The organism is Methylobacterium sp. J-070 (assembly GCF_022829385.1).
GTDB lineage: Bacteria > Pseudomonadota > Alphaproteobacteria > Rhizobiales > Beijerinckiaceae > Methylobacterium.
On record NZ_JAKSXX010000114.1, the window covers coordinates 19,348 to 44,840 of the forward strand.

The following is a 25,493-nucleotide window of genomic DNA, read 5'->3' on the forward strand; positions in this document are numbered from 1 at the left end:
GACGGAGGCGGTCAGGCGGCGCGGTGATCTGGGCTCGCGGTGACCTCGGTCCCGTCGCGGAAGATGACGCCGGCCACGACCTTCGGCAACTGGTTTTCACCCTTCAGCCGGCGCCAGGTTTTCGAGGCCGCCATCACCAGCTGAACACCATCAGCTTGGCGGTCGTGGACGAGAGTGCGCCCTTGGTCCGGACCGTGCGGTGCCGGACGGTGGCGAAAACGCTCTCGATCGGGTTCGAGCTGCGCAGGTGGTCCCAGTGCTCGGCCGGGAAGTCGAAGAACGCCAGCAGCGCCTCCCGGTCCTTGGTCAGGCAGTCGGCAGCGCGCGCGTACTTGGCCCCGTACTTCTCAATAAAGACGGCCAGCGCCGCCTCGGCCGCCGTCCGGGTCGGGGCGCCATAAATCTCACGCAGATCCGCCTTCATCGCCGTCTGAGCCGACCTCGGCACCTTGTCGATGACGTTGGCCGCTTTGTGGACCCAACACCGTTGGTGGGCCGTTCCGGGGAAGATCTCATCCAGGGCCCGCCAGTAGCCAAGAGCACCGTCGCCGACCGCGACCTCGGGGGCGATCGACTGCCCACGCCGCTTCACGTCCACGAGCAACTCCCGCCAGCTCTGGGCGCTCTCGCGGACCCCGACCTGGAAGCCGACGAGCTCCTTCCGGCCCTCGGGCGTCGCGCCGATCAGCACGAGCATGCACTCGGCCTGCTCCTCCACCCGCGCCTGCAGGTAGACGCCGTCGGCCCAGAGGTAGGCGTAGCGGCGGCCCGAGAGGTCGCGACCCTGCCAGCGGGCATACTCGTCTGCCCAGGTCGCGGTCAGCCCGGCGATGACGGCCAGCGACAGGTTCGGGGCGTCACGCCCCAGAAGGGCGGCCAGCGCTTCCTGGAAGTCGCCGGTCGAGATGCCGCGCAGATACACCACCGGCAGCAACGCATCCAGGCTGTGGGTGCGCCGCGCCCACTTCGGCAGGAGCGTCGAGGTGAACCGAACCCGGTCCTCAAACCCGCTCGCGCCGCGATCTCGGACGCGAGCGCGTGCGAATGGCACCGGGCCGATGCCAGTCTGGATTGCCCGCTCTGGCCCGTGGCCTTGCCGCACGAGCCAAGCGCGTCCGTCCGGCAGTCGCAAATCCTGCATCGCGCTCAGGAAGGCCTCCGCCTCCAACTCCACGGCCTGGGCGAGCAGGCGGCGGGCGCCGCTGTGCAGAACTTCGGTCAGGGGATCGTCGGTGTCCTCGGGATGACGAAGTCGGACGACGTTGGTAGGTGTCTCCATGGCGTATCGCTCTCGCTGAGAGGTTCTGGCAGGCTCGACACCCGCCTCGATACGCCGCCTTCAGACCACCGTCGTCACCCAATCTCCGGCATAGCTCAGCGGCATGCTCCGAAAGATCTAAAATCCTACTCGATCACTTGAAGTCAGGCGTGGCCTCTCGCGGTCACGGGACACACTCAGTTCCGGAACGTCGAGATAATGCGAATGGGTCAATTTGCCCGGCCGTGAGAGCGTGAGCCATGGGCTGGCACTCGCAGTGTCCAGCGGCCGGTCGGTGATGACAGCGGTTTGATTTGGGATCTGGCAATCCTGTTCAGGTCGCATAGCTGAGTTCCAGCGGCGCCGTTTCGCTGGGCTCGCTGAATGGAACTGCCGAGCTGGAACGGCGCAGCCGTTTCGCGCTTCGTTGTTCCACACGGGCAAGCCCTACTAGGTCGCTGCCCCTTTCGACTGCATTTGGGGCATTGCGTATTGGCAGCACTGGCAAGGCTCGGCGAGAAGCACCCTGCTAGACCTAGACGGACGTTGGCCGTCGGCCTGGGGGTGTGCGTTTAAGTCCACGTTGAGCAGAGGGGCTTATTCCGCGGCCGGACCGTTGGCTTGGTCTGGAGCAGTCGGACGAAATCGATGGAACGGTCAGTGCAGCCTACGGATACCCCAGCAGCGCTGGCCAATGAGCACGATGCGGTGATCGAAGCTGCCGAGGAGGCAGTCCTCGAACCCCTCGCAGACTTCCCGCATATCGACCTTCGATCGGGTGTGGAGCCGTGGGAGAAGCGTCGCGCCGCCGGCAAGATCCTGCGCTTGGAACTGCCCCACGCTGCTCATGCCAACCTCAATATCGCCCGCGATCGTCCCGACGCTGTCGCCCTCATTGAGGCGGCGCAGGAGGGGCGGCAATTACACCTAATCCCGCTGCGGGTCGCCCGCATGGCATCTTCGCCGTTCGCGTTCCTGCGCGGCGCTGCTCAAGTCATGGCCTGGGATCTGGCACAGGGACCGCGCGGCGCCATCGATGTGGTGATGAATGGCGATGCGCATATCTCGAACTTCGGGCTGTTTGGATCGCCCCAGGGCGATATGGTGCTCGACCTCAACGACTTCGACGAGGTCACGGTCGGGCCGTGGGAGTGGGACCTGAAGCGGCTTTGCGCGAGCATCGAGGTCGCCGCGCGGGATGCAGACGTCGCCTCATCGGAACGGCGGCAAGCGGTACTGAGCGCAGTGGCGGGTTACCAGCACACGATGGATGATCTCGCCCCGCGCGGCTCGCTCGACGTATGGCGGCGCGCGGCACGAGCCGAGGATCTCGCCTTCGCCGGCATCGAGATCGACGCGCGCTCACAGGCTGTGGTTCAGAGGGCTGTCGAGAAGGCGCGGCGGAAGAACAATACGAGCTTGCTCGACCAGGTAGGCGAGCGTCGCACGGACGGCGGCTGGCGCTTCCGCGAGGAGCCACCGATCCTCGTCCGCGTCGATCAGGCCACGCGCGAGGCCGTGACGACTGGCCTGGAGCGCTACGCCGAGACGCTGCCGCGCGAACGGCGGTTCATGCTCAGCCGCTACCACGTGGTCGATGTGGCTCACCGCGTCGTCGGCGTCGGCAGCGTCGGCACCCGGGCCTACGTCGCGTTGCTGTGCGGCAACTCGGATCAGGATGCACTCTTCCTCCAGGTCAAGGAAGCCGTGCGACCGGCCCACGCGCCGTATCTACGCGGCATGCCTAAGCCCTACGCCTGCCACGAGGGCGAGCGCGTGATCTACGGCCAGCGCCTTTTGCAGGCCGTGGGCGATCCTCTGCTGGGGTGGACGAAGATCGACGGGCGGCCGTTCTACGTCCGGCAGATGAAGAACATGAAAGGCGAGATCCCGGTCTCGCGGATGACGGGCCGGTCGCTCCTGTACTTCTCGCACGCTTACGGAGCCCTGCTTGCCAAGGCTCACGCACGCACCGGGGATGCTGCGGCGATCGCGGGTTACTGCGGCCATGACGGCCGCGCTGACCTGCGGGAGGCTCTGGCCGATTGGTCGATGGCCTACGGCGACCGGAACGAAGAGGACTACAGGATTTTTCGTGAGGCCATCGCAGCGGGCAGGCTGCAAGCGGCCGAGGATCCGCATCTTTGACGTTACAGGTGTGACCGGCAGCCTGCTCACTCAGCCATCGTCGTGATCCCCAACACGGCAGCATGGTCCGATCCCGGCTCACCGTCACGGTGCTCAGCGGGATCAGGTCCATAGAGCGTTCTCAGGAGCGCAGATAGATCCGAGAAGGACAAGCCGACCTTCTGTACGACGCGGTCGGCCTGCCCGGCCAACTGACGAAAGTCTTCCGCCGTGACATCCTTAGCGGTCAGCACCACGACGGGGATGTCGTACCACTCCGGGCGCGTGCGCAGCAGGCGCAGGAACCCGAACCCATCCAGCTCCGGCATCATCAGGTCGAGCAGGATGAGACGGGGTTTATGATCGGCCACCGCCGTCAAGCCTACCCGGCCATCTGCTGCCGTCACCACCGTCCATCCGTCCCGGGTCAGCTGCGTAGTAATCAATGTGCGTAGGTCCGGATCGTCATCCACAATCAGAACGGGTCCGTCGTGCGGCTTGGGGCGGAACCGTTCCATCGCCTCCTTCAGCTGCACCCAGTCGATCGGCTTCTGCAGGTAGTCGGTCGCACCGAGCGAGAAGGCGAGGTTCTGCTCGTCGAGCACGGTGACCATGATCACTGGTAGATCACCCAGATCCGGGTCGGCGCGCAACGCGCGCAGCACCGCCCATCCGTCCATGCGTGGCATGGTCACGTCGAGAAGGATCGCCCTTGGGCGTCGAGTGCGGGCCTGCTCCAGCCCCGCCTTCCCGTCGGGCGCTGTCGCGACGTGGAAGCCTTCCTTAGTCAGGAAGCGCGCGAGCAGGTCGCGGGTCGCCTGGTCGTCGTCGATGACCAGAACCTCGCTGCCCTGCACGGCTTCGTCATTGGTTCGGGGAACCCCGGGCGACGATCCAGGCAAGGCTAGTATTATATCCTCGCCTCCCGATGCGCTCGCCAGCACGGTCAGGGTGAAGGTCGTGCCCTGGCCCTCACGGCTTGCGACCGCGATGTCACCGCCGAGCATGTGCGCGAAGGCGCGCGTGATCGCCAGGCCGAGGCCCGTGCCTCCGAACCGGCGCGTCGTCGAGGCGTCTGCCTGACTGAACCGCTGGAACAGTCGCGCCACTTGCTCCTCGCTCATGCCGATGCCGGTATCGGACACGGCAAAGACTAGTCGGTCGCCCTCGGTATCCGTCTGCCGACGTGCCGACAGGGTAATACGCCCGCCGTCCGTGAACTTGGCCGCGTTACTGAGCAGGTTGATTAGGCACTGACGCAGCTTGGTCGCATCAGTGTAGGCGCCACCGAGACCGTCCGCGAGATCGAGAACGAGGGCGTTGCCCTTCTTCTCGACCAGCGCCTCAACGGTGGCGGCGACATCGCGCACGGTCGCGGCGACATCGAGGTTCTCGGGATACACTTCCATGCGCTCGGCCTCGATCTTCGAGAGGTCGAGGACGTCGTTGATCAGCCCGAGGAGGTGACGCGCGTTCGCCTCGATCTTCTTCATATCCGGGAGCAGGTCCGCCTGACCGGCGTCCTCCATCTCCTCCTGCAACATCTCCGAGTAACCGATCACCGCCGAGAGCGGCGTGCGCAGTTCGTGGCTCATGTTGGCCAGGAACTCGGATTTGGCGCGGTTGGCCTCCTCGGCGGCCTCCTTGGCCGCTGCGAGCACGTGCTCGGAACGCTTGCGCGCGTCGATGTCGGAGACGACGACTACACCGCCGACGAGCGCGCCATTCGGATCACGCATCGGCGCACCCGCGAAGCCAATCCAGGCGTGCGAGCCGTCGCCGCGCTGATAGTCGACCTCCAGCTCCGCCTGAGGCTCGCCTTCGCGTACCACCTGGATCAGCGGCCACTCCCTCGACTCAACCGGCCGGCCGTCTTCGTGGAAGCCGACCCAACGCGCCGGTCCCTCTCCGGGTTGTGTGGGCAGTACCCCGTGCCCCAGTATCGCCTCGGCCCGGGCGTTGTGGCCGGTGATCCGGCCGGACGGCGCCTCGGCGATGAGCACGCCCACCGGCAGGGTATCGAGCACGGTCCGCAGCAGCGCCTCGCCCGCGCGTACCTGTGCCTCCGACAAGGCCGCCGTGGTCACATCGGCGACCACGACCCCAACACCGATCGCCGCCGGCCCTTCGTCTTGGCGCAGGGGATAGAAGCTCATGCGGAAGTGGCGCGTCCCGCCCGGTGCGCTCTCGCTCGGTACGGTCACAGGCACGTCGGCGCTGACCAGGCCATGATCGCGTGCCGCTTCCAGCAGCGGGGTGAGCTGCTCCTCCAACCTCGGCAGCAGGGTCCAGATCGGTGCGCCGAGATCCGCCCCGAAGCCGCGCTCGCTCATCGTCGCCAGCGCACGGTTCATGTGGCGGATCTTCAGGTCACCGTCGAGGAAACCCAGCCCGACCGGCGCATTGGCGAGCACGCCCTCGAACAGTCCGCTGCTGCGCTGGCTCTCGCGGCGGCGGACCAGGGCGAGGCGCGCCAAGAGCGCCACGGCGAGGCTGGCGCAGAGCAAGCTGATCGCGGTCAGGATGGTGTAGCGCAACCTGTCCCGGTGGTCGCTCTCGGCCAACGCTTCATCGGCGCCCTGGTCCGCAGCTGCAGTCGCAGCGCGGATCGCGTCCATCAAACGCTTGCCCTCGCCGGTCGCGACCAGGGCTGCAGCGGCGTCGGAGCCTTGGTCGCGACGGATGGTCACGACCCGATCAGAGAAAGCCTTCTCCCCTTCGATCAGCGTGCGCACGGGGGCGAGCGCCGCGACGGCAGGGTCAACGGCCGTATGGTCGAGAGCATCGAGGTAGGCGGTTTCTTCCCCGATGCGGTTAAGTGCGTCGGCGTAGGGTTCGAGGTACTGGGGCATACCGGTCAGGGCGTAGCCGCGCATGCCGGTCTCCAGATCCTTCATGGTCGAGAGCAGGCGATCACTGCGGCTGATCAACTCGCGCTGGCGCGACTGCTCCCGACGAGCGGCTTCGCCGGCAGTGAAGTTCCAACCGGCTAGGGTGATGGCTAACGCGAGCAGTGCGTAGGCCAGGGGCGAACTCGGCAGACCGGCGAAAGGTCGCGAGCCGCGCCAACCGGGGCGTCGTATGAGCGAGGCCGTATTGGGCATCTGATATACCTATGCCCCTGTCATCCAGGCACAGGTTACTCGTAGCCCCCAAGCCCTATGGACGCGAGCCTCACCTCCATTGGCCGCACTTATGTGAATGGCCGATCATAGCCGGCAGCGTCCGCTCTTGGGATCTTGTCGAAGCCAACTGAATGACTGGGATGGGCGCGAAGCCGAACGGCCGGTTCTGCAAGTGATGGCGATCCGGTGTGGCTTAGTGCAGCCAATAAAGGCATGGCTGCTTCAGGGAAGACCTAACGGAAAGTGGACGCGCCAAAAATATTCGATCCCGTTAGCCGGCAGGATAAAGTACCGCACAATTATTATAAGTATGTTACGGGACCTTCACGCGATGCATGATCAACAGAGTTTCGTCTATTTCAAGAGTTTCAGCGCAATTGAACATATAATCGAGGAAATTTGCCGCACGCATCTGTAATTATCTCGGGAGAAAGGCTGGGCGTGCGGCGCGGGCTGCTGAGACGATGAACTCTGCGGTAGTCTTGATTCGGTTGAGATGCGCCATGTCCGCATGCGTCAGCAACCAATACGTGCGGGTGATGCGAACGCTTTCCGGGAGAAGGCGAACAAGGTCCGAGTGCCGGTCGGCCATGAAGCAAGGCAGGATGCAGAGGCCAGCCCCGCTCTTGGCGGCCGTCATCTGCGTGATGACGTTCGAGATGCGGATGGACGGCTGCAGGCCGGGCAGGGCCTCGGTAAAGTAATCGAGTTCCGGCGAGAAGACGAGCTCGTCGATGTAGCCAATGAACCGGTGCTGGTGCAGGTCGGACTTCCCCTCAGGCCGGCCGCAGCGGTCGACGTAAGCGGGCGCGCCGTAGAGGCCGAGTTCGTAATCGGCGAGCTTGCGGGCATGGAGACGTCCGGTGGCCGGCCGAGTGAGACCGATGGCAAGATCGGCCTCGCGCTTCGAGAGGCTGAAGGCCCGCGGGGTCGCGACGAGCTCGATCGATAGACCGGGGTTCAGTGCCGAGAAGTCACCGATCCGCTCCGAGAGGCAGAAGGTCCCGAACGCTTCCGGCGCGCCGATTCGCACGGATCCCGTCAGGCCGATAACCGGGTCGATTTGATCGAGCCAGATGCCCAGAGCCGCCCGCTCGATCGCCTCGGCCCGCGGCAGCAGGCGCTCGCCCTCCGGCGAAAGCCCGTAACCGGTCGGCCGCCGATCAAACAGCTTGCTGCCGAGGGCCGTCTCCAGCCGCGTGATCCGTCGGCTCAGTGTGGTGTGCTCGACGCCCATATGGCGAGCCGCTTCCGTCAGCCGCCCGGCGCGGGCCACAGCCAGGAAGGCCTGCAGATCGTCCCACCGGTGTGTCGAGCGCATCTGTCAATCCGTGAGCGTGCGTTGTGCAAAAATTGGCATAGACGTGCCGAAGCGTGTGCGCTTTTTTCGCTTCATCCCGCGCTAGCCCCTGAGATTGGCGCAGGAATGAGAGCGGCATCAGACCGCGACCAGGGAGGATGGTGCGATGGCGCGGGCCCTTTGCCATGCGGCTGCCGCGTTCCTGCTCGGCTTCGGCACCGCCTCGGCGGCGGAGAAGACCGTCAGAATCGGCGTCCTCAACGATCAATCCTCGATCTACGCCGATATGGGCGGGCCAGGATCGGTCGTGGCGGCCAACCTCGCCGTCGAGGACTCTGGGCTGCGCCGGAAGGGCTGGACGATTGAGATCCTCGTGGCCGACCACGGCAACAAGGCGGACGTAGCGTCAACGATCGCCCGGCAGTGGTTCGACACGCAGGGCGTCGATGCCGTGGCCGACGTCACCAACTCGGCGGCGGCGCTCGCGGTGAGCCAGATCGTCCGGGACAAGAACAAGGTCATGCTCGCCTCGGGACCCGCCGTGTCGGACCTCACCGGCAAGGCCTGTACGCCGAACACGGTGCACTGGACCCACGACACCTGGGCCTTCGCCAACGGCATCGGCAAGGCTGTGGTGGAAACCGGCGGCAAGACATTGTTCTTCCTGACCGCGGACTTCGCCTTCGGCCACGCCCTGGAGCGCGACACGGAGCGCATGGTGCAGGCGAGCGGCGGCACGGTTGTCGGCCGCGTCCGGGCGCCCAACAACACCTCGGATTTCTCCTCCTATCTCCTCCAGGCGCAGGCCTCGGGCGCGGAGGTAATCGGGCTCGCCAATTCCGGGGGCGACACCGTCAACAGCATCAAGCAGGCGGCCGAGTTCGGCATCGTCGGCTCGAAGCAGCGGCTCGCCGGCCTCCTGATCTACGTCACCGACGTCCACGCGATCGGGTTGCAAGTGGCGCAGGGGCTGTCGCTGGTCTCGCCGTTCTACTGGGACACGAACGACGGCACCCGGGCCTTCTCGGACCGGTTCGCGGCGCAGCGCGCGGGAGCGAAGCCCTCGATGGTGCAGGCCGGCGTCTACGCCTCGATCCTTCACTATCTCAAGGCCGTGGAAGCCCTGGGCGCGGCTGGCGACGGCGCGAAGGTCGTCGCAGCGATGAAGGCGATGCCGACCGACGATCCCCTCTTCGGCAAGGGCACGATCCGCGCGGATGGGCGCAAGATGCACCCGATGCACCTCTACACGGTCAAGGCGCCGTCCGAGTCGCGCTATCCGTGGGACTACTACGCCTACAAGGCGACGATCCCCGCTGAGGTCGCGTTCCGGCCCATGAGCGAGGGCGGTTGCCCGCTCGTCGCCAAGTCCCAGTAGTCGATTCTTAGTGACGTCACGGGAGCAGAGAATGACCCGGATCGGCTTCATCGGTCTCGGACGTATGGGCATGCCCATGCTCCGCAACCTCGTGGCGGCGGGACACAAGGTCCGCGCCTACGACGTCGCAGAGGCGGCGCGGGTGGAAGCGCGGGAAGCTGGAGCGGAGATCGCCTCGAGCGCCGCCGAGACCGCGTCCGAGGTGAACGTCCTGATCTCGATGGTCCCGACCGGGCGTCACGTTCTGGAGATCCATACCGGGCCGGGCGGGACCCTCGCCCGGCTGCCCGATGGCGCCGTGCTCATCGATTGCTCCACCATCGCCGTGGCGGAGGCCCGGGCGCTGCACGCGGCGGGGGCGGAACGCGGGACCCCGGTCCTCGATGCCCCCGTCTCGGGCGGGGTCATGGGGGCACAGGCCGGCACGCTCACCTTCATGGTCGGCGGGGAGGCGCGCGATCTCGACCGGGCACGGCCGATCTTCCAGGCGATGGGCCGCAACATCTTCCACGCCGGGTCAGCCGGCAACGGCCAGGCCGCGAAGGTCTGCAACAACCTTCTGGCCGGCATCTCGATGATCGCCGTCTCGGAGGCTTACACGCTGGGCCAGCGCCTCGGGCTCGAGCCCGCGACGATGCGGGAGATCGTCTCGACCTCGACGGGGAGCTGCCACGCGCTGGTGAATTACCCCCCGGTACCTGGCCTTCTGCCGAACGTCCCGTCGAGCCGCGAGTATCGGAACGGCTTTGCCGCCGAGCTGATGCTCAAGGACCTGCGACTCGCCGAGCAGGCGGCGATGGATACGAGGTCGAGCCTTCCGCTCGGCACCCTTGCGGCCTCCCTCTACGGCCTGTTCTGCGGCAGCGGCTCGGGGGATCTCGATTACTCCGCCGTCATCCGCATGATCGAGGGCGCGCCGGCAGTCACCGCGCGCCCCTGAACCCGGCCGACGGAAGGAAACACTATGGCAGATCCGCACCCCCTACCGGCGATCCTCTCGAAGCAGATGCTGATCGGCGGTCAATGGCGGCCCGCCGTCTCCGGCCGGACCATCGTGGTCGAGAATCCCGGACGGCGCGAACCGCTCGGCGACGTCCCGAGGGGCGAGAAGGCGGATGTCGATCTGGCCGTCGATGCCGCCGCAGCGGCCTTCCCCGGCTGGTCCAGGGTCGCGGCCCGTGACCGCGGGCGGCTGCTGCTCGCCATCGGCGAGGCGCTTGAAGCCCGCCAAGAGGAGCTGGCGCGCCTCATCGCTAGCGAGACCGGCAACGCCCTGCGGACCCAGGCGCGGGGCGAGGCGCGCATGGTCGCCGATGCCTTCCGCTATTTCGGCGGGCTCGCGGGCGAGTTGAAGGGGCTCACCATCCCCCTCGGCGAGGGCATGCTCAGCTATTCGCGGCGCGAGCCGCTCGGGGTTGTCGGCGCCATCGTGCCGTGGAACGCCCCGGCCCAGCTCGCGGCGCTCAAGATCGCGCCGGCGGTATGCGCGGGCAACACCATCGTGCTGAAGGCCGCCGAGGACGCGCCGCTGGCGGTGCTGATGATCGCCGAGATCTGCCAGGACCACCTGGCGCCGGGCGTCGTCAACGTGGTCACCGGCTACGGCCAGGAATGCGGCGAGCCCCTGGCCTCCCACCCCCTCGTGCGGAAGGTGAGCTTCACCGGCTCGACCGCGGTCGGCAAGGCGATCATGCGGGCGGCCGCCGACCGGGTCGCCCCGGTGTCCCTCGAACTCGGCGGCAAGAGTCCGTCCATCGTCTATCCCGATGCCGACGAGGACTGGGTGCTCGACGGGATCGTCGCCTCCATGCGCTTCACCCGGCAGAGCCAGTCCTGCACGGCGGGCTCGCGCCTGTTCCTGCATACGGACATCTACGATTCGTTCCTCGACCGGCTGGTTGCCCGTACCTCCGCCCTGAGCATCGGCGACCCCCTCGACGAGGCGACCGATGTCGGCGCGATCATCAACGAGCGCCAGTTCACCAAGGTCTGCGGCTACGTCGCGGACGGGTTGAGCCGGCCGGAGGCGCGGCTCGTCACCGGCGGCCTGCCGCCGAAGGAAGGCCCGCTGACCCGGGGCTACTTCGCGGTACCGACGATCTTCGCCGATACCTCGAACGACTGGCGCCTCGCCCGGGAGGAGATCTTCGGGCCAGTCCTCGTGGCAATCCCCTGGCGGGACGAGGACGAGGCGATCCGTATGGCCAATGACAGCCACTACGGGCTCGCGGCCTACATCTGGTCCCGGGACATCGGCCGGGCGCTGCGGGCGGCCCACGCCGTCGAGGCCGGCTGGGTGCAGGTCAACCAAGGCGGCGGGCAGGCGCTCGGCCAGTCCTATGGCGGCATCAAGGAGAGCGGCATCGGACGCGAGATGTCGCTCGAAGGCATGCTCGACAGCTTCACCGAGACGAAGAGCGTGAACGTCAACCTGGCGATATCGCCGCTCCAGACCGGCCGGTGACGACGGAGAGAGACTTGCGATGAACCTCTACCGATTGCTGCGGGAGCGCCAGGAGGCAGGCCGGCCGGTGACGGTCGCCCTGATCGGCGCCGGAAAGTACGGGACGATGTTCCTGGCCCAGGCCCGCACGACGCCGGGGATGCAGATCGTCGCCGTCGTCGACCTCGACGTGACGCGGGCGGCGCGTCAGCTCGCCTCCTGCCACTGGCCGGCGGAGCAGGTCGCCGCCCGCTCCTGCGAGGACGCGCTCCGCACCGGCCGGACCTACCTCACGGATGACGCCGACGCGGTGATCCGGGCCGGAGGCATTGAGGTGATCATCGAGGCCACGGGCGATCCGCGCACGGGCATCCACCTCGCCCTCGCGGCCATCGCGGCGGGCAAGCACGTCGTCATGGTCAACGTCGAGGCCGAAGTGGTGGCGGGGCCGCTGCTCGCCCGGAAGGCCGCGCAGGCGGGCGTCGTCTACTCGCTGGCCTACGGCGACCAGCCGGCGATCGTCTGCGAGCATGTCGACTGGGCCCGCGCCTGCGGGTTCCAAGTCGTGGCGGCGGGCAAGGGCACCCGCTATCTGCCGCGCTTCCACCAGTCGACGCCCGACACGGTGTTCGACAACCTGCCGGGGCTGATCGAGATCGAGGACCGGTCCTCGATCAATCCGAAGATGTTTAACAGCTTCGTCGACGGGACCAAGTCGGCGATCGAGATGACCGCCATCGCCAACGCGACCGGCCTAAAGGCGCAAACGCAAGGCCTCGTCTTCCCGCCCGCGAGCCGCTTCGAACTCGCCGATGTGCTGCGCCCGAAGGACGAGGGCGGCAGCCTGGAATTTTCCGGGGTGACGGAATGCGTCTCCTCCCTCACCCGGGACGGGTCGAGCGTTCCGCACAACCTCGCCCACGGCACCTTCGTGGTGGTCGAGGCGGCGAAGGACAGCGCCTACACCCGGGAATGTTTTCGCGAATACCATATGTTGCCCGACGCGAGCGGGCGCTACGCGGCGCTCTACCGGCCGATCCACTTCAGCGGCCTGGAACTCGGCATCTCGGCGGCCTGGGCGGCGTTACTTAAGCAGCCGACCGGCGCCCCGTCTTGCTTCAGCGCTGACGTGGCGGCCATCGCCAAGCGCGACCTCAAGGTGGGCGAGATCCTCGACGGCGAGGGCGGCTACTGCGTCTGGGGCCGGCAGGTTCCGGCGGAGATCTCTCTCGACGAGGCCTACCTGCCCCTTGGGCTGGCGCATCAGGTGAGGCTGGTCCGCGACGTCCCGATGGGCGCGGGCGTCCGCTGGGACGACGTCGCCTTCGCGCCGGACGATCCCGTCGTGGCGCTCCGCCGCGAGATGGAAGCTGTCTTCGACCCGCGCCGGGCCTGAGGCGGCGTCTCCCCACCGACCCGAGGAAGTACCCCGTCATGCCGACGCGCCGCGCCCTGCTTTCCGCCGCCATCGCGGCGCCGACCCTCATCCGGTTCGGGGAGCGGGCGGCGGCCGGGCGCGACCTGAAAATCTCACACCAGTTCCCAGGAGGCTCGGAAGATGAGGGCGATTTCCGCGACAGGCTCTGCCGGAAGTTCGCCGCGGCGCTGCAGCGACGCTCGAAGGGCGCGCTCACAGGAACCGTCTATCCGAACTCGTCCTTGATGAAGACGAACTCCCAGTTTGCCGCGCTCCGCAAGGGCGCTCTCGACCTGAGCCTCTTCCCTCTCGCCTATGCCGGCGGCCAGATCCCGGAACTCAACATCGGGCTGATGCCCTGCGTTGTCGGCTCCTACGCCCAGGGTGCAGCCTGGAAGGGGGCAGCGGTCGGGCGCAAGCTAACCGGGTTCCTGGCCGAGAAGGGCATCGTCATCGTGTCCTGGGTCTGGCAGGCGAACGGCGTCGTCTCCCGCGCCAACCCGATCATTGTGCCCGAGGACGTGAAGGGCATGAAGACGCGGGGCGGCTCCCGGGAGATGGATGTGCTGCTTCTCGCGGCCGGGGCCGCGACGCTGCCGCTGCCCTCGAACGAGATCTACGCGGCGATGCAGACGGGGGCGGTGGATGCCGTCGTCACCTCGTCCACCAGCATGATCTCCATCCGTTTAGAGGAGATCGGCAAGCACCTGACCACGGCACGCGACCGCACCTTCCTTTTCACCTTCGAACCCCTGCTGATGTCGAAGGCGATCTTCGATTCCCTCGCGTCAGGCGAGCGCGACCTGATCATGGCTGCTGGCGCCGAGCTGGAGCCGTTTGGGACGGCGGGCTCAAAGGCCGACGACGACAGGGTCGTTGAGATCTTTCGCAAGGCAGGGGGGCAGGCGCGGGAAATCGATGCGGGCTCGTTTGAGAAGTGGCAGGCCCTCGCCCGCAATTCGACCTGGAAGGATTATGCCGGGCGGAGTTCCGAGGCGGCCGAGCTGCTAAAGCTGTCCCAAGATGTTCCAGTATGACCCGGCCAGCGTGACTGATGGGATCGACATGACCGGACGGATCATCTCAGAGGTTACGGCCTCCCGCGCGACACTCACGATCAGCCAGCCGAAGCGGCGCAACGCGCTGACGGTCGCGATGTGGCAGGATCTCGCGGAGCATGTCCGAGCGCTCTCGCGGAACGACGCCATGCGCTGCATAGTTATCCGCGGCGCCACCGCGGAGGCATTCTCCGCGGGCGCCGATATCTCCGAGTTCCACGCCGAACGCGCGACCTACGAGCAGGTTGTCCGCTTTCACGAGGAGTATGTCGGCGGATGCCTCGGGGCGATTGCCGATTGCCCCGTGCCCGTCGTCGCCGCGATCCAGGGCGCGTGCTTCGGGGGCGGCCTGGAGATCGCGGTCGCCTGCGATCTCCGCATCGCCGCGCAGGATGCCAGCTTCGGAGCGCCGGTCGGCCGCATGGGCTTCCCGCTGGCTCTGGGCGAAACCGAAGCTCTGTCCCGCCTCGTCGGGCCATCCGTTTCCGCGGAGCTGTTGATCGAGGGCCGCCTCTTCGATGCCCGGACGGCCTATGAGAAGGGCTTGGTGTCCAGAGTCGTCGAAGCCGAGGGTTTCGAGGGCGCCCTCGCTGAAGCGGTCGAGAACATCTGCGCCAGCGGCATCCTAGCGGCCCGGTCGCACAAGCGTCAGATCCGGCGGCTGATGCGGGATGCCGCTTCCGTGACGCACGCGGAGAGGATGGAGGTGTACGGCTTCGCGGAGAACGAGGAGTACAGGCGTGGCGTCGAGGCGTTCCTGGCCAAGACGGCCTGCCGGGTCCGCTGAGCCGCCGAAAGGTCATCAATACGCGCGCGAGTGTCAGCGGGCGTTCCAGTCGATTATGCGCACCCCATCTCCCTCGCCGTGTTTCGCACGAGAAACAGCAGCAGTGTGCGCTGAGCGGTGACGATTTCACCGAACAAGTGGTGCGCGGAAGGGCAGTTGGAAATACAGTTTCTTTGGTCCGCTTCCGGGAGCGTCGTAAGTCACGGTTAGCGGCGGCAACGGGCGCAAAGCAGCCGGTCGGAACTTCTCGGAAGCGGCTTCGGAAAGCGAACACACCTTATTGCTGCGTTCCGCACGGATCACAGACGTCGAGCATTTCGCGTTCCAACTTCTGAATCGACCTTTTGGAACGGCCGAGCTGGAATCGTGGAACGTTCCGATAGGGCAGGCCCTATCGGGACGCTATGACCGCATCACTGCTCTCAGAAATTTATAAACCTCAACGGCCTAGCCAGGCTCATGCCTGGAGTTCGAGCACGCTGTGAAGCCGAGCGCGACTTCCGAGAATTCAGGCGTGCGGAGATAACCGTATGACTTATGGCGGTTTGCTGAGCCGTCCGGGCGCAGATACGCGTTCACGACCGCCATGTCGTCGACGCCGACGCCACGGTCATTGGGTGCGAAGACCTCCACAAGTTCTCCGGCCACCGCGGCGAGGTCGCGGTTGTCGGCCATGTTCGTCCAGCGGTTGACGTTGTTCGGGACGCGCGCCGCCCCGTTCTCCTCGGCGATCTTCGCCCTCACCTCCGCCAAGCCGAGCGGAGAGCCCAGCGTCACGAGGTGCTCGACCTGCACGGACGGGGCCTCCCGTTCGAGCATGCGCAGGGCGTCATAGGCGATGATCGAGCCCATCGAGTGCGCGGCCAGCAGCACGCGCCGCCCGGCGAGCCGCTCCAGGACCTCGATGAGCCTGCGCCGGACCTGCCGGGCAAACGGCGTCTCGGAATGGTAGTGCCACAGGTCGTCGAAGCGGTGTTCGAGTATCGCGTCGTCGACCGGTGTGGCCCCCGTCGCCATCTGCAGCGCGGCCAAACCGCGGTAGACTTTGCTGACGACGCCGTCATTCAAAGTCGCGTCAGCGTCCGGCCGATGGCGTGTGAACGGCCCCGAGCCGCCGTCGGGTTGGTAGGGCTCATCGTTGGCGTCGCCGAGAAGCGGCTGATCGTAGCGCAGGTCCGCCCAGTACACGAACTCGAACGGGAAAGCGCCGGCATCATGTCCGCAGTTCCGCTGCAGGCCCTCGACGATAGCGGCTCTCCACCAACGCCGTTTCTCGTCGAGCGGCGGCTTGTTCTCCAGGCCGTGGATGCCGACGAGGATGCCTTCAGCGCTCATTCCCTCAAGTCCGTCGAGAGGTCGGGCGAGGTGTTCATCCGACATACCGATCGTGGGAGCGCCTCACTTCGGTGTGCTGGCCGCCCCAGCCGAACGTCGCCTCGGCACGTCCAAGGAAGCCTGAACGGACGCCTGCAGCGGCATCCGGACGTCCGGATTGCGATCGGCACGATAGACACTGGCGGATGGTCTGGTCAGCCGGGCCCACACGCGTCGCGGGCCCGGCCGCTTCTACGAGACTCGATCAGTGCTTGCCGGTGCTCTTGCCGTGGGCCTTGGTCGAGCTCTCGTGCGCTTTCGCGGAATGGCCGCGGGCCTCCTCGGAGTGCTTGCCGGCCGCCTTGGCGTCGCCCTTCTCGTGGTGCTCGGCTGCCGTCTTGTGCGACTTGGCGGCGGCCTCATGGTGCTTGGCCGCCTCGTGGTGTGCGTTCTGGGCCATGGCTGTGTTCCTCGTTCGGCACCGTAACGGTGCTCGTTGCGGTCGTATCGACCGGCGCGTCCGGGTGAGGTCGTTCTCGACCGGCGTGCGGAGTGTCCTCAGGCTCACCGCGTCAGTGCGCGGGTAACCTGCCATCAGGGGCTTAGCGGTTCACCACTGAGGGAAGCTCCCATGAGAGCCGGAAAATTAAGTCGCCATGCGACAGGTCAGTCTGCCTGGACAGGCTGTCGAGCACCGCGGAACATATGCCCTGCTGCCACCGACGAAGGTTGCCCATAATCGGCGGCGTGATCGGCCGCAAAGAACGTTACCAATGCGCGTGCTCCTGCTCGGTCGGCATCCGACCCTGCGGAGTGAGCTGGTCAATGACCCCCGGCAGCAATTGCGAGAGCTGCGACAGCAGGTCGGAACTGCCCATGCCGGTCTGCTGCGAGAGCTGCCCCACCGTCTCCGGACCGAGCGCGGCGCCGAGATCGTGCGGCGCGATCGGCTGGTTCTGGCCGTTTCCGATCCACGAATTGATCGCCCCGCCGTGACCGGCCTGGGTGAACTGCTCGATCAGAGCACCAAGGCCGCCGGCCGCGCCCCCACCACCGAGCAGACCGCCGAGACCGCCCTGACCGGCGCCCCCCGTGCCGCCACCCGCGTTACCGAGCATGCCGCCGAGGCCGCCGCTCCCGGTCCGAGCCGCCAGAAGGCTCATCAGGACGCCGACGAGGGGGTTGGCGCCCCCCTTTTGTTGCTGACCGCCGTTGCCGCCGACCACGCTGCCGATGATGCTATCGAGTAGGCCCATGGGTGGTGCTCCGGAAGCGGCCCTCAGGCCGGGTTGATCGTAAGGGTCGACGATGAGGCCGAACCCAAGGTTGGATGCCGAGGATCAGACCGGGTGGTTGTAGACGCGCACCCGGCGGGCACCCGACATCGGCGTATCCGTGCTGACCGCATCGTTCTCGCGCATGGTCGAGCCTGCCGCGGCATCCGAGCCGATCAAGGTCAAGGTGTCGCCTCGCGCCTCGCCGGCGGGCTTGCCGCTCCAGCCCTCGCTCTCCCATCCCTGCGCGCGGGCATCGAGATCGACGGCACCGTGCTCCTCCAGGATGCGTGCAGCTGCGGCGGCGTGGGCCTCGTCCGCTCTCACGGTCAACAACGAGCCGCCCCGGCGTACGCCCTCGGCGTAGGCATGCGCGTCGGTCTCGCTCACGCCGGCGCTGGTCAACGAGCCGGTCAAACCGCCCGCCGCGGCACCGATTCCTGCGCCGGTCAGCGTCGCCACGAGCCAGCCCGCAGCCACGACCGGGCCGACGCCCGGGATGGCCATCAGCCCGAGGCCCGCAAGGAGGCCCGCGCCGCCCCCCAGGATCGTGCCGAGCGTCGCGCCGGTGCCAGCGCCGGTGGCGACATGGTCCGCCGTATCGCCCGTCCCGGTGGTCGTCTCGGTCTTATTGCCGACGAGGCTGATATCGGAGTGCGGCACGCCGGCCGCCTCCAGCTTGGTCACAGCCGCCGCAGCGTCGACGTAGCGGTCGTACAGGGCCGAGAATGTTTGCGTGGGCATGGAAGCACTCCGAGAGGGTCGAACGAGCGGACGGGAGAGATGATGGCTACTGGGCCGCGATGTTGCCCTTGAAGTCGAGGCCGACGCTGGTGGGCTTCCCGTCCATCATCGCGCTGGCGTGCCAGATGCCGTCACCCTCTTTTTTGAGGTCCGTGACCTCGTGGAAGCCGGCCTTCTCGAGGCGCCGACGAGCCTCACCCTCGGTGAAGCTGTTGGCGCCCTTCTCCAATTTCGCGTTCGCCACCGTGCCAGTGCCTGCTGACCCTCCGTCGTGGGCATGATCGGTGTTCGGCCGTGTCACGGCGTTCTGCCCGCCGGAGGTCGCGCTGGAGGCACCACCGGTCGCCGGCTGGCCGGTGACGGTCGTCTGCGCCAAGGCGGGCGCCGCCGCGAGCAGCGGCAACAGCAGGAGGATCAAGCGCTTCAGCGACATGGCGGGGCCTACGTGTTCTGATTGCAGCGGAGGAGGTTGCCGATCCGAGTTCGGCTCTCGGTGCGCGATGCCGCCCGGGGCGTCGAGGCTCCGGGCAGCGGCGCTCATGTGATCAGACCGGCTTGCGGGTGCCGGGCGTGGTGCTAGTCGTCGTGGCGCCGGTCGTGCCGGTGCGGCTGACGTTGCCGCGCTCGTCCTCAACCTCGACCTCGGTCCGGCGGACCTTGTCGGTCACGGTCTCGGTGCGCTGACCTGCATCCTTGCGGATGCCGACCTCCTCGACCACGCGGGCGTCCTTCGACACCACCGCCTGCTCACGCATCTCGGTCGCCTCGATTGTCTTGCTCTCGAACAAGGCCTCGTCGGCCGCCGTCACCGGCCGGTCGACCGTGCGCCGGTCGACGTGTACGGTCTCGTCGCGCAGCGTGACCTGCTCCTCGACCGGCTTCTCGACGACGTAGGAACGCACCCGCACCCGGCCGCTCTCCGCCACGCGCTTGCCGACGTTGAGCCGCTCCTCCACGACCGGAATGTAGTCCGTCTCGCCCGTCGTCGTGCCGGCACCCTTGAGGGCTGCGGCGCCCGTGGCCGCCGTTCCGGTAGCTATCGTGCCGGCGGTCGAGCCAGCCGCGGTCGTCGCGCCGGCTGAGTAGCCGCCCCAGCCTTCCTTGCGCCACGTCGCCTCGCGTTCGTCGAGATCGACCGAGCCGTGCTGCTCAAGGATGTCGTAGGCGGTCTCGATATGCGCCTGCTCGACGGTGACGGTCAGCAGCGTGCCGCCGCGGCTCAGCCCCTCCTGGTAGGTATGCTGATCCTCCTCCGGGATGAACATGTCCTTGAGCGAGCCCCAGAAGCCCTCCTCGCGCCCGAGGGCCGTCGTGGTGGTGGTGGTGCCCGTCTGGGTGCCCGGCACGAGCCGGATCTCGGATTGCGGGATGCCGGCGGCGATCAGCTTGGCCTGCGCGGCTTCGGCGTCGCTCAGCTTATCGTACAGAGCGGTGATAGTTTGGGTCATGATGTGATCTCCGGTGATGGTTACGTGACCGTCTCATCCGTAGCGTGCCCCTCGGGGGTCACACGTTCGATCACGGCGTGCTGTCTGCGCAGCGTCACCGGGACTTCGACTTCCTCGCCCGCCGTGGTCCGTCGGATGTGGACCTCCTCCTTCAGGACGAGGCGCTTCTCGACGACGAGGATCTCTTCCAGGATCGGGATGATCGTCACCCCGCCCTTTTCCCGGGCCACCGGAGGGGTCTCACCCTCGGCGAGTGTCCGGTCGATCGGCACCCGGGTCACCGCGACGTTGTCACTGCGCAGGGTCTCGCGCAGGACTTGGTCGACGGTCTCGGATCGCGTGCTGACCCGAACCCGTCCGGTCTCCACCGCGCGCTTCTCGATGCGCGCGGTCTCCTCGATCAGCGAGAGGACGATCTCCTCGCCAGGCGCGACCTCCGCCACGGCGACATTGGGCGTCCCGAGCCGGCGGGAATCGATCGCGGCAGGGTCGCGCGTGCTCATGCCCGGCGCGGGGACAGCACGGTCGGGGCGGTGCGGGTGACGGTCGGATCGACCGCAGAGCCGCGGCCGGCGAAGAAGGCGGCCAGCGCCCCGAAGATCAGGGCGAGCGCCCCGAACAGGGCTCCCTGCGAGACCGTCCGTGCGGTGGCGTCGGCCGCCTGGATGGCTTGTGCCTTGGCCTTGGCCGCCGTGTCCTTGAACTGCTGCGTGTACTGCTGGACCTGGGTCCGAGCCTGTTCGACCGGGATGTTCTGCGCCTTAGCCAAGGCCACCGCGGCCTTCTCCTGAGCATCGGCCTGCTGAGCCGCATCGCCCGTCACCGCAGACCGCATCGCGGTCACCGCGGCGTCCTTCAGCGCGGCTGGATCGGATCCGGTGTTGCCGCGGACTTGGCTTTCGATCCCCGAAAACGGATCCGACAGCTTGGTCACCGAGGGGGCCGCCGCTTGTGCCGCGGTCTGGATCGAACCGCCCATGGCATTGCCGACGCCGCCGATGGCCGATGAGGCCGTCCCGAGCGCACCACCGACGATGCCGATCGCCGCCGACGACAGCAGGTAGAGCACGACCAGCGTCGAGACCGCCCAGGCGATCAGCCCGTGATAGCCCGCGGTCGAGGTCGAGGGTTTGCCTGAGAGACGCCCGGCGAGATATCCACCCGCACCCGCGGCGAGCACACCGGAGATCACGAACCACAGCCCGGCTCCGATCCCGAGCGAGCTGGCCGCGGGTGTGCCGTTGCCGGCGGGATCGACGGCCGAGAGGCCGATGCCGATCCCCAGCATGTTCAGAATGACCTGAGCGATCAGCGCCACCGTCGCGCCGGCGAACACCGCCCCCCAGGAGACGGAGTGCAGCATCATCGTTCGCATGTCCTCGGCCGGCGTGACCGTGCTGGTGTGCGGCAGGTCGTGGTCGTTGAGGGCGTGGTCCGAGATCGGACGGCCCGGCGCGACGGGTGTGCTTTCAGTGGCGATGGTCATGATCGGGTTCCTTATTAGGAGAGATGCATCACCGGCCGAGCGGCCGAGGACGGGCCGATCACACGGTGCGACCGCGAGTGACGACGGCGTGGTAGAGCCACAGCACGAGGATCGCGCCGACGATGGCGACGAGCAGGCTGTAGAGGTTGAGCCCTGAGACGCCGGGCTCGCCGAACTGGTTGAACAGGAAGCCGCCGACCACCGCCCCGACCACGCCGAGCAGGATGTCGACGAGCAGGCCCTGTCCGGTGTTGTTGACGACCTTGCTGCCGATGAAGCCGGCCACGAGGCCGAGCACGATCCAAGCGAGGAGTGACATGATCCGGGTCCGCCTTTGTCGGTGTGGGTCGAGGCATGGTCGTCGTCGGGGTGTCCGGAGACGTGCGTCGGCCGCGAGCCGTCCAGCCCGCGCGATGGTCGCGGCCCACAGCTACTTGCGCGTGGACCGGCGTGGCTTGGGCTTCGGGGTTGGCGACGTATGTGCGGCTTCGATGGCGTCGACCTCGGCGGATCCTTCCGCCTCGATCTCCCGATCGCCCTCGATGATGCCGATCGCTTCCTTGATCAGCGCCCGGGCGTGGTCGGACGACAGGATCTTCCGGCGCTCGGGCACAGACATCCCCTCAGATCAACCGCATCGGTCGAACGTCCGAGATGCCCCGTATTGAGCAGAGCTACGACGATGTAATGAACGGCTTCAAACGAAGTTCCGAAGATTTACATAAAGTATATTTGCACTAACTTGCGCTAGTAGTTCTGTAACGGTTTCTACCAGTTTTAGCGTCGCCCGGTCGGATTTTGGCCGATCCCGCGCTCATGCGCCCACACCACCACCGCGCTGCGGCGGTTGACCCCGAGCTTGCGGTAGAGGCCGGCGACGTGGTTGCGCACCGTGTTCGGCGACAGCTTCAGCTCGGCCCCGATCTCCTGGTCGGTGGCGCCCTGGCAGATCCGCGTGAGCATGTCTCGCTCGCGGATCGTCAGGTTCTCGACCCGGCCCGCAGGATGGCCGGAGCGCGGCGGGTGACGCAGGGCCGCCAGCTTATCGATCACCCCATGGCTGAACCACGATGCGTCCGCCATCACAGCCTCGATAGCGGTGATCAACTCGCGCTCCGAGCGCTTCCTCGCGGTGATGTCCTGCAGAACGCAGAGCACGCAGGTCTCGCCGTTGATGCTCACGCGCTCGGCCGAGACCAGGCAATCGATCTCGGCCCCGTTCCTATCCTGCAGGCCGGCCTCGAACGCGCGGATGCTGCCGACCCGCTTGAGGTCGCGCGAGAACCGGCGCTGCTCGGTGAGGTCGACCCAGAGCGAGAGGTCGGCGAGCGATCGGCCGGCCACGGTCTCGGGGGCATGGCCGAACGACGTGACGAAGGCTTGGTTGACGCTCGTGATTTCCAAGCTGTCCGCGCTCATCAGCGCGCTCGACACCGGCGAGAGCTCGAACGCCTTGGCGAAGCGCTCCTCGCTGTGGCGCAACGCCTTCTCGGCCTTCCGGCGATCCTCCAAGTCGGCGAAGGTGAATAGCATGCATCGCTCGACTCCACCCGGGCCGGGCATCTCGATGGCGTGGCCAGCCACGATCACGTAGCGGCCGCGGCCGCACGGCGTGGCGAGCTGAGCCTCCATCTGCGGGATGGTGTGGCCGGCGTGAAGGTGCCGGATCGCCAACTCGCGCCGCTCGGCGTCGCGCAGCAGGTCGATCTCGCAGAACGATCGGCCGAGCACTTCGTCGCGATGGTACCCGGTCAGGTCGAGGAAGCCGTGGTTGACTCGCACGAAGCGCAGGTCGGCAATCCGGCAGATGATCGCCGGGGCCGGGTTGGCGTTGAACATCCGCTCGAACCGCGCCTCGGCCTGGTATCGCTCGCTCACGTCCTGCATCACCAGGGCGAGGCCGCTCGGTGTGCCATCCGCATCGGTGGTCACCAGGCTGCGGATGCGGTGCATCCACCTGTGCGTGGGATCCCGGGTCGGGGCCAACTCGACCACGACGTCGCGGAACTCCTCGCCGGCGAGTACCCGGTCGAGCGGATGCTGCAGCGGCCCGATCTCCCGATGATTACGGTAGTGCAGCGTGAAGTTCGCGCGGTACTCGGACACGGTGGCGCCGAGATCGCCGACGTCCGCGACCCCATGCATCATCACGGCGGCTGCGTTCGCGTAGGCGATGGTCTGATCCGGCTCGATCAGGATCACGCCTTCGGATAGGCCGGCCACGATCTGCCGCATCTGTATGTCATGAGCCGCATCGGCCATCGGCGTATCTCCATCCGAAGCGCCAACGCTCGAATGTGGGGAAAAGCCCGGACTGCCTCGTTTGGTCGTTCCTGATCTCGCCGATCGTCACGGATGAACCGGCCGAGCAGAGCTCAGGCCGAAGAATTACGCTTATGAGCGTAAGAGGGATTATTGCACACGAGTTGCAGTTTGGGCCGGCGGCTTCCAGTGAGGAACATGACCTCGACCGCGCCGTCATCCATGGTCGTGACGTGGAGGCGGTAGCCCATGTTCGTCGCCAACATACGCGCTTGGTCCAGCGTACTGGCGGCCAATGTCATCGTGAATTCGGCTATACCCGATGCGAGTTGAGCCGCGATGAGACCGATTTCGACACCTTCATTGAAGGTCTCGTCCCGGCCAGCGAACCGCAGGCGTAGACCGGGTACGACGTGGATATGGCGCATGGGTAGTCCCTCTGGACACCTGCCAGTCCACAGCCGATGTAGTTGACGGCGCGTTAGCAGCGGTATGCTCCGAAAGATCTTAAATCTTACTCGGCCCCTTGGAGGCCGGCGCAGCCTGTCGCGGCCACGGGACACACTCAGTTTCGGAACGTCGCAATTATGCGAATGGGTCAGTTTGCCCGGCCGTGAGAACGTGAGCCATGGGCTGGCACTCGCAGTGTCCAGCGGCCGGCCGATGATGACCGCAGTCTGACTTCGGATATGGCGATCCCCTCCTGTTGAGGTCGTATAGCTAAGTTCCAGCGGCGCCGTTTCAGTGCGCCTTGCCCTATTGGAACGGCCACGCTCTGGCCTGACGATTCGATCCTTTTTACCCTATTGGACCGTAGCCTGGAGTGGGCCCCTGGAGGCGGGCGGATTGGACAAGGCTGATTGACCGGATGGCCGGGTCTTCGAAGGATGAAGACCATGGCACGACACCGTTCCTATAGCGTCGCGTTCAAGCGGCAGGTCGCTCAGGAGTACCTGTCCGGCGAGACGCTGCAAGGCTTGGCCAAGCGCCACGATCTCTCGCGCAATCTCGTGCGCGTCTGGGTGCAGAAGTACGAGACGGGCGCGTTCGACGACGACGCGGCCGCCACCGACACGATCCAGGCCTATGAGGCTCGCATCGCCGCACTCGAACGGCTCGTCGGGCGGCAGGCGCTTGAGCTTGAGTTTTTAAAGGGGGCTCTGCGCAACGGACAGCCGCCGAGAAGCGGGCCTACGTCCGTGATCACCGGCCCGGCAGCCTCTCCGTCGCCGCGGGATGCCGGCTGATGGGTCTGGCGCGCTCCACTGTCTCAGATGCTCCGAGGCAGGCTGCAGACGACACCGCTCTCGTCGAGGCCATGGCTGCGATCTGCGACACGTTCGAAGCGTACGGCTGGCGACGCGTCCAGGCGGCGCTGCGCCAGCAGGGACTGGTGGTGAACCACAAGAAGGTCCGCCGCCTCATGCGGGAGCACGACCTGCAACCGCGCATCCGACGCCGCTACGTCACCACCACCGACAGCGATCACGGTGGCCCGATCTTCCCGAACCTTGCCAAGGACATCGTGCCGGCCGGCCCCGATCAGCTCTGGGTCGCGGACCTGACCTACGTCGCGGTGACGGGCGGCTTCGTCTACGTCGCGATCATCCTGGATGCCTGGTCGCGGCGGGTGGTCGGCTACGCGCTCGGCCGCTCGATCGACGCCCGCCTGACCATCGCGGCTCTGCGCGCGGCGATCGAGCGGCGTCGGCCGGCGCCAGGACTGACCCACCACACGGACCGCGGCAGTCAATACGCTGCCGAGGCGTATCGAAAGGTGCTGGCCGAGCATGGTCTCGTCGGCTCGATGGGCCGGCGCGGCAATCCCTACGACAACGCCAAGGCCGAAAGCTTCATGAAGACGCTCAAGGTCGAGGGGGTATACCCGATGGCGTTCGAGACCTTCGCCGATGTGGCAGCTGAGCTGCCGCACTTCATCGAAGAGGTCTATAACACCCGCCGCCTGCACTCCGCGCTCGGTTATCTGAGCCCCGTGCAGTTCGAGGAGCAGCACGCCCGGCAGACGGTCAAAACCGCCGCCTGATCGTGCCCACCATCAGGGGCCCACTCCA

At 66.9% G+C, this 25,493-nt stretch carries 22 protein-coding genes and 2 pseudogenes; 9 read left to right on the forward strand and 15 right to left on the reverse strand.

The genetic code is table 11. The features are described 5' to 3' along the window. Window positions 1-11: 11 nt before the first annotated feature. Window positions 12-1,279 (reverse strand): annotated as a pseudogene (locus MKL01_RS08985) (IS256 family transposase). 627 nt (window positions 1,280-1,906) lie between these two features. Between MKL01_RS08985 and MKL01_RS08990 the strand changes: the two are divergent. Further along, entirely contained in the window at window positions 1,907-3,406 is a 1,500-nt protein-coding gene (locus MKL01_RS08990; RefSeq protein WP_243904871.1) for a DUF2252 domain-containing protein, read from the forward strand. Between the two features lie 26 nt (window positions 3,407-3,432). Here MKL01_RS08990 and MKL01_RS08995 read toward each other — a convergent pair whose 3' ends face one another. Beyond that, complete coding sequence (locus tag MKL01_RS08995) at window positions 3,433-6,489, reverse strand: response regulator (RefSeq protein WP_243904872.1); 3,057 nt, start codon at window positions 6,487-6,489, stop codon at window positions 3,433-3,435. 439 nt (window positions 6,490-6,928) lie between these two features. Continuing rightward, a complete protein-coding gene (locus tag MKL01_RS09000) occupies window positions 6,929-7,831 on the reverse strand; it encodes a LysR family transcriptional regulator (RefSeq protein ID WP_243904873.1) in 903 nt (300 codons plus the stop codon). A gap of 145 nt (window positions 7,832-7,976) precedes the next feature. On the opposite strand from MKL01_RS09000, the gene MKL01_RS09005 reads away from it, so the two are divergent. Genes MKL01_RS09005 through MKL01_RS09030 form a run of 6 tightly spaced genes read left to right on the forward strand, consistent with a single transcriptional unit; the run spans window position 7,977 to window position 14,893 of the window. Beyond that, window positions 7,977-9,188, forward strand: coding sequence for an ABC transporter substrate-binding protein (locus tag MKL01_RS09005; RefSeq protein ID WP_243904874.1), 1,212 nt, complete (start codon window positions 7,977-7,979; stop codon window positions 9,186-9,188). Window positions 9,189-9,198: 10 nt separating this feature from the next. After that, on the forward strand, window positions 9,199-10,128 hold the full coding sequence (gene mmsB, locus MKL01_RS09010) for a 3-hydroxyisobutyrate dehydrogenase (RefSeq protein WP_313901446.1): 930 nt from the start codon (window positions 9,199-9,201) through the stop codon (window positions 10,126-10,128). A 24-nt stretch (window positions 10,129-10,152) separates the two neighbouring features. Further along, the gene (locus MKL01_RS09015) at window positions 10,153-11,652 is read left to right on the forward strand and encodes an aldehyde dehydrogenase family protein (RefSeq protein ID WP_243904876.1); all 1,500 of its coding nucleotides are present in this window, start codon (window positions 10,153-10,155) and stop codon (window positions 11,650-11,652) included. 19 nt (window positions 11,653-11,671) lie between these two features. Continuing rightward, window positions 11,672-13,027, forward strand: coding sequence for an NAD(P)H-dependent oxidoreductase (locus tag MKL01_RS09020; protein WP_243904877.1), 1,356 nt, complete (start codon window positions 11,672-11,674; stop codon window positions 13,025-13,027). Between the two features lie 38 nt (window positions 13,028-13,065). Beyond that, a complete protein-coding gene (dctP, locus tag MKL01_RS09025; RefSeq protein WP_243904878.1) occupies window positions 13,066-14,085 on the forward strand; it encodes a TRAP transporter substrate-binding protein DctP in 1,020 nt (339 codons plus the stop codon). Between the two features lie 28 nt (window positions 14,086-14,113). After that, window positions 14,114-14,893, forward strand: coding sequence for an enoyl-CoA hydratase/isomerase family protein (locus tag MKL01_RS09030; protein ID WP_243904879.1), 780 nt, complete (start codon window positions 14,114-14,116; stop codon window positions 14,891-14,893). Window positions 14,894-15,340: 447 nt separating this feature from the next. On the opposite strand, the gene MKL01_RS09035 is transcribed toward MKL01_RS09030, so the two are convergent. From MKL01_RS09035 to MKL01_RS09090, 12 genes are all read right to left on the reverse strand, one after another. Next, a complete protein-coding gene (locus MKL01_RS09035; protein ID WP_243904880.1) occupies window positions 15,341-16,228 on the reverse strand; it encodes a hypothetical protein in 888 nt (295 codons plus the stop codon). Between the two features lie 244 nt (window positions 16,229-16,472). Then, a complete protein-coding gene (locus MKL01_RS09040; RefSeq protein WP_243904881.1) occupies window positions 16,473-16,667 on the reverse strand; it encodes a hypothetical protein in 195 nt (64 codons plus the stop codon). Window positions 16,668-16,974: 307 nt separating this feature from the next. Further along, entirely contained in the window at window positions 16,975-17,463 is a 489-nt protein-coding gene (locus MKL01_RS09045) for a YidB family protein (protein WP_243904882.1), read from the reverse strand. Between the two features lie 84 nt (window positions 17,464-17,547). Further along, window positions 17,548-18,225 (reverse strand): hypothetical protein, encoded by a 678-nt coding sequence (locus MKL01_RS09050; RefSeq protein WP_243904883.1) that lies wholly within the window; start codon window positions 18,223-18,225, stop codon window positions 17,548-17,550. A 46-nt stretch (window positions 18,226-18,271) separates the two neighbouring features. Beyond that, window positions 18,272-18,658, reverse strand: coding sequence for a hypothetical protein (locus tag MKL01_RS09055; protein WP_243904884.1), 387 nt, complete (start codon window positions 18,656-18,658; stop codon window positions 18,272-18,274). Window positions 18,659-18,770: 112 nt separating this feature from the next. Then, entirely contained in the window at window positions 18,771-19,673 is a 903-nt protein-coding gene (locus MKL01_RS09060; protein ID WP_243904885.1) for a YsnF/AvaK domain-containing protein, read from the reverse strand. 20 nt (window positions 19,674-19,693) lie between these two features. Then, a complete protein-coding gene (locus tag MKL01_RS09065; protein WP_243904886.1) occupies window positions 19,694-20,176 on the reverse strand; it encodes a YsnF/AvaK domain-containing protein in 483 nt (160 codons plus the stop codon). Beyond that, window positions 20,173-21,048: a PhnA-like protein gene (locus tag MKL01_RS09070; protein ID WP_409566229.1), complete on the reverse strand. Its 876-nt coding sequence runs from the start codon at window positions 21,046-21,048 to the stop codon at window positions 20,173-20,175. Before MKL01_RS09070 ends, MKL01_RS09065 begins: the two co-directional genes overlap by 4 nt. A gap of 169 nt (window positions 21,049-21,217) precedes the next feature. Next, complete coding sequence (locus MKL01_RS09075) at window positions 21,218-21,478, reverse strand: GlsB/YeaQ/YmgE family stress response membrane protein (RefSeq protein ID WP_243904888.1); 261 nt, start codon at window positions 21,476-21,478, stop codon at window positions 21,218-21,220. A 111-nt stretch (window positions 21,479-21,589) separates the two neighbouring features. Beyond that, complete coding sequence (locus tag MKL01_RS09080) at window positions 21,590-21,778, reverse strand: hypothetical protein (RefSeq protein WP_243904889.1); 189 nt, start codon at window positions 21,776-21,778, stop codon at window positions 21,590-21,592. 158 nt (window positions 21,779-21,936) lie between these two features. Continuing rightward, the gene (locus MKL01_RS09085; protein WP_243904890.1) at window positions 21,937-23,394 is read right to left on the reverse strand and encodes a PAS domain S-box protein; all 1,458 of its coding nucleotides are present in this window, start codon (window positions 23,392-23,394) and stop codon (window positions 21,937-21,939) included. 140 nt (window positions 23,395-23,534) lie between these two features. Then, window positions 23,535-23,849: a hypothetical protein gene (locus MKL01_RS09090; protein WP_243904891.1), complete on the reverse strand. Its 315-nt coding sequence runs from the start codon at window positions 23,847-23,849 to the stop codon at window positions 23,535-23,537. Between the two features lie 468 nt (window positions 23,850-24,317). On the opposite strand from MKL01_RS09090, the gene MKL01_RS09095 reads away from it, so the two are divergent. Beyond that, on the forward strand, window positions 24,318-24,668 hold the full coding sequence (locus tag MKL01_RS09095) for a transposase (protein WP_243904892.1): 351 nt from the start codon (window positions 24,318-24,320) through the stop codon (window positions 24,666-24,668). Next, window positions 24,656-25,465 (forward strand): annotated as a pseudogene (locus tag MKL01_RS09100) (IS3 family transposase); the annotation flags it as partial. The gene MKL01_RS09095 and the pseudogene MKL01_RS09100, both read left to right, overlap by 13 nt. Window positions 25,466-25,493: the final 28 nt, after the last annotated feature.

What these genes read in the sequence shown, in the direction of transcription:
- MKL01_RS09075 (WP_243904888.1), bottom strand. Translation starts at nt 21,478, where the DNA reads ATGTCACTCCTCGCTTGGATCGTGCTCGGCCTCGTGGCCGGCTTCATC.
- MKL01_RS09065 (WP_243904886.1), bottom strand. Translation starts at nt 20,176, where the DNA reads ATGAGCACGCGCGACCCTGCCGCGATCGATTCCCGCCGGCTCGGGACG.
- MKL01_RS09050 (WP_243904883.1), bottom strand. Translation starts at nt 18,225, where the DNA reads ATGCCCACGCAAACATTCTCGGCCCTGTACGACCGCTACGTCGACGCT.
- MKL01_RS09000 (WP_243904873.1), bottom strand. Translation starts at nt 7,831, where the DNA reads ATGCGCTCGACACACCGGTGGGACGATCTGCAGGCCTTCCTGGCTGTG.
- MKL01_RS08995 (WP_243904872.1), bottom strand. Translation starts at nt 6,489, where the DNA reads ATGCCCAATACGGCCTCGCTCATACGACGCCCCGGTTGGCGCGGCTCG.
- MKL01_RS09015 (WP_243904876.1), top strand. Translation starts at nt 10,153, where the DNA reads ATGGCAGATCCGCACCCCCTACCGGCGATCCTCTCGAAGCAGATGCTG.
- MKL01_RS09060 (WP_243904885.1), bottom strand. Translation starts at nt 19,673, where the DNA reads ATGACCCAAACTATCACCGCTCTGTACGATAAGCTGAGCGACGCCGAA.
- MKL01_RS09095 (WP_243904892.1), top strand. Translation starts at nt 24,318, where the DNA reads ATGGCACGACACCGTTCCTATAGCGTCGCGTTCAAGCGGCAGGTCGCT.
- dctP (WP_243904878.1), top strand. Translation starts at nt 13,066, where the DNA reads ATGCCGACGCGCCGCGCCCTGCTTTCCGCCGCCATCGCGGCGCCGACC.
- MKL01_RS09040 (WP_243904881.1), bottom strand. Translation starts at nt 16,667, where the DNA reads ATGGCCCAGAACGCACACCACGAGGCGGCCAAGCACCATGAGGCCGCC.
- MKL01_RS09055 (WP_243904884.1), bottom strand. Translation starts at nt 18,658, where the DNA reads ATGTCGCTGAAGCGCTTGATCCTCCTGCTGTTGCCGCTGCTCGCGGCG.
- MKL01_RS09045 (WP_243904882.1), bottom strand. Translation starts at nt 17,463, where the DNA reads ATGGGCCTACTCGATAGCATCATCGGCAGCGTGGTCGGCGGCAACGGC.
- MKL01_RS09080 (WP_243904889.1), bottom strand. Translation starts at nt 21,778, where the DNA reads ATGTCTGTGCCCGAGCGCCGGAAGATCCTGTCGTCCGACCACGCCCGG.
- MKL01_RS08990 (WP_243904871.1), top strand. Translation starts at nt 1,907, where the DNA reads ATGGAACGGTCAGTGCAGCCTACGGATACCCCAGCAGCGCTGGCCAAT.
- MKL01_RS09030 (WP_243904879.1), top strand. Translation starts at nt 14,114, where the DNA reads ATGACCGGACGGATCATCTCAGAGGTTACGGCCTCCCGCGCGACACTC.
- MKL01_RS09070 (WP_409566229.1), bottom strand. Translation starts at nt 21,048, where the DNA reads ATGCGAACGATGATGCTGCACTCCGTCTCCTGGGGGGCGGTGTTCGCC.
- MKL01_RS09035 (WP_243904880.1), bottom strand. Translation starts at nt 16,228, where the DNA reads ATGAGCGCTGAAGGCATCCTCGTCGGCATCCACGGCCTGGAGAACAAG.
- MKL01_RS09020 (WP_243904877.1), top strand. Translation starts at nt 11,672, where the DNA reads ATGAACCTCTACCGATTGCTGCGGGAGCGCCAGGAGGCAGGCCGGCCG.
- MKL01_RS09090 (WP_243904891.1), bottom strand. Translation starts at nt 23,849, where the DNA reads ATGCGCCATATCCACGTCGTACCCGGTCTACGCCTGCGGTTCGCTGGC.
- MKL01_RS09085 (WP_243904890.1), bottom strand. Translation starts at nt 23,394, where the DNA reads ATGCGGCAGATCGTGGCCGGCCTATCCGAAGGCGTGATCCTGATCGAG.
- MKL01_RS09005 (WP_243904874.1), top strand. Translation starts at nt 7,977, where the DNA reads ATGGCGCGGGCCCTTTGCCATGCGGCTGCCGCGTTCCTGCTCGGCTTC.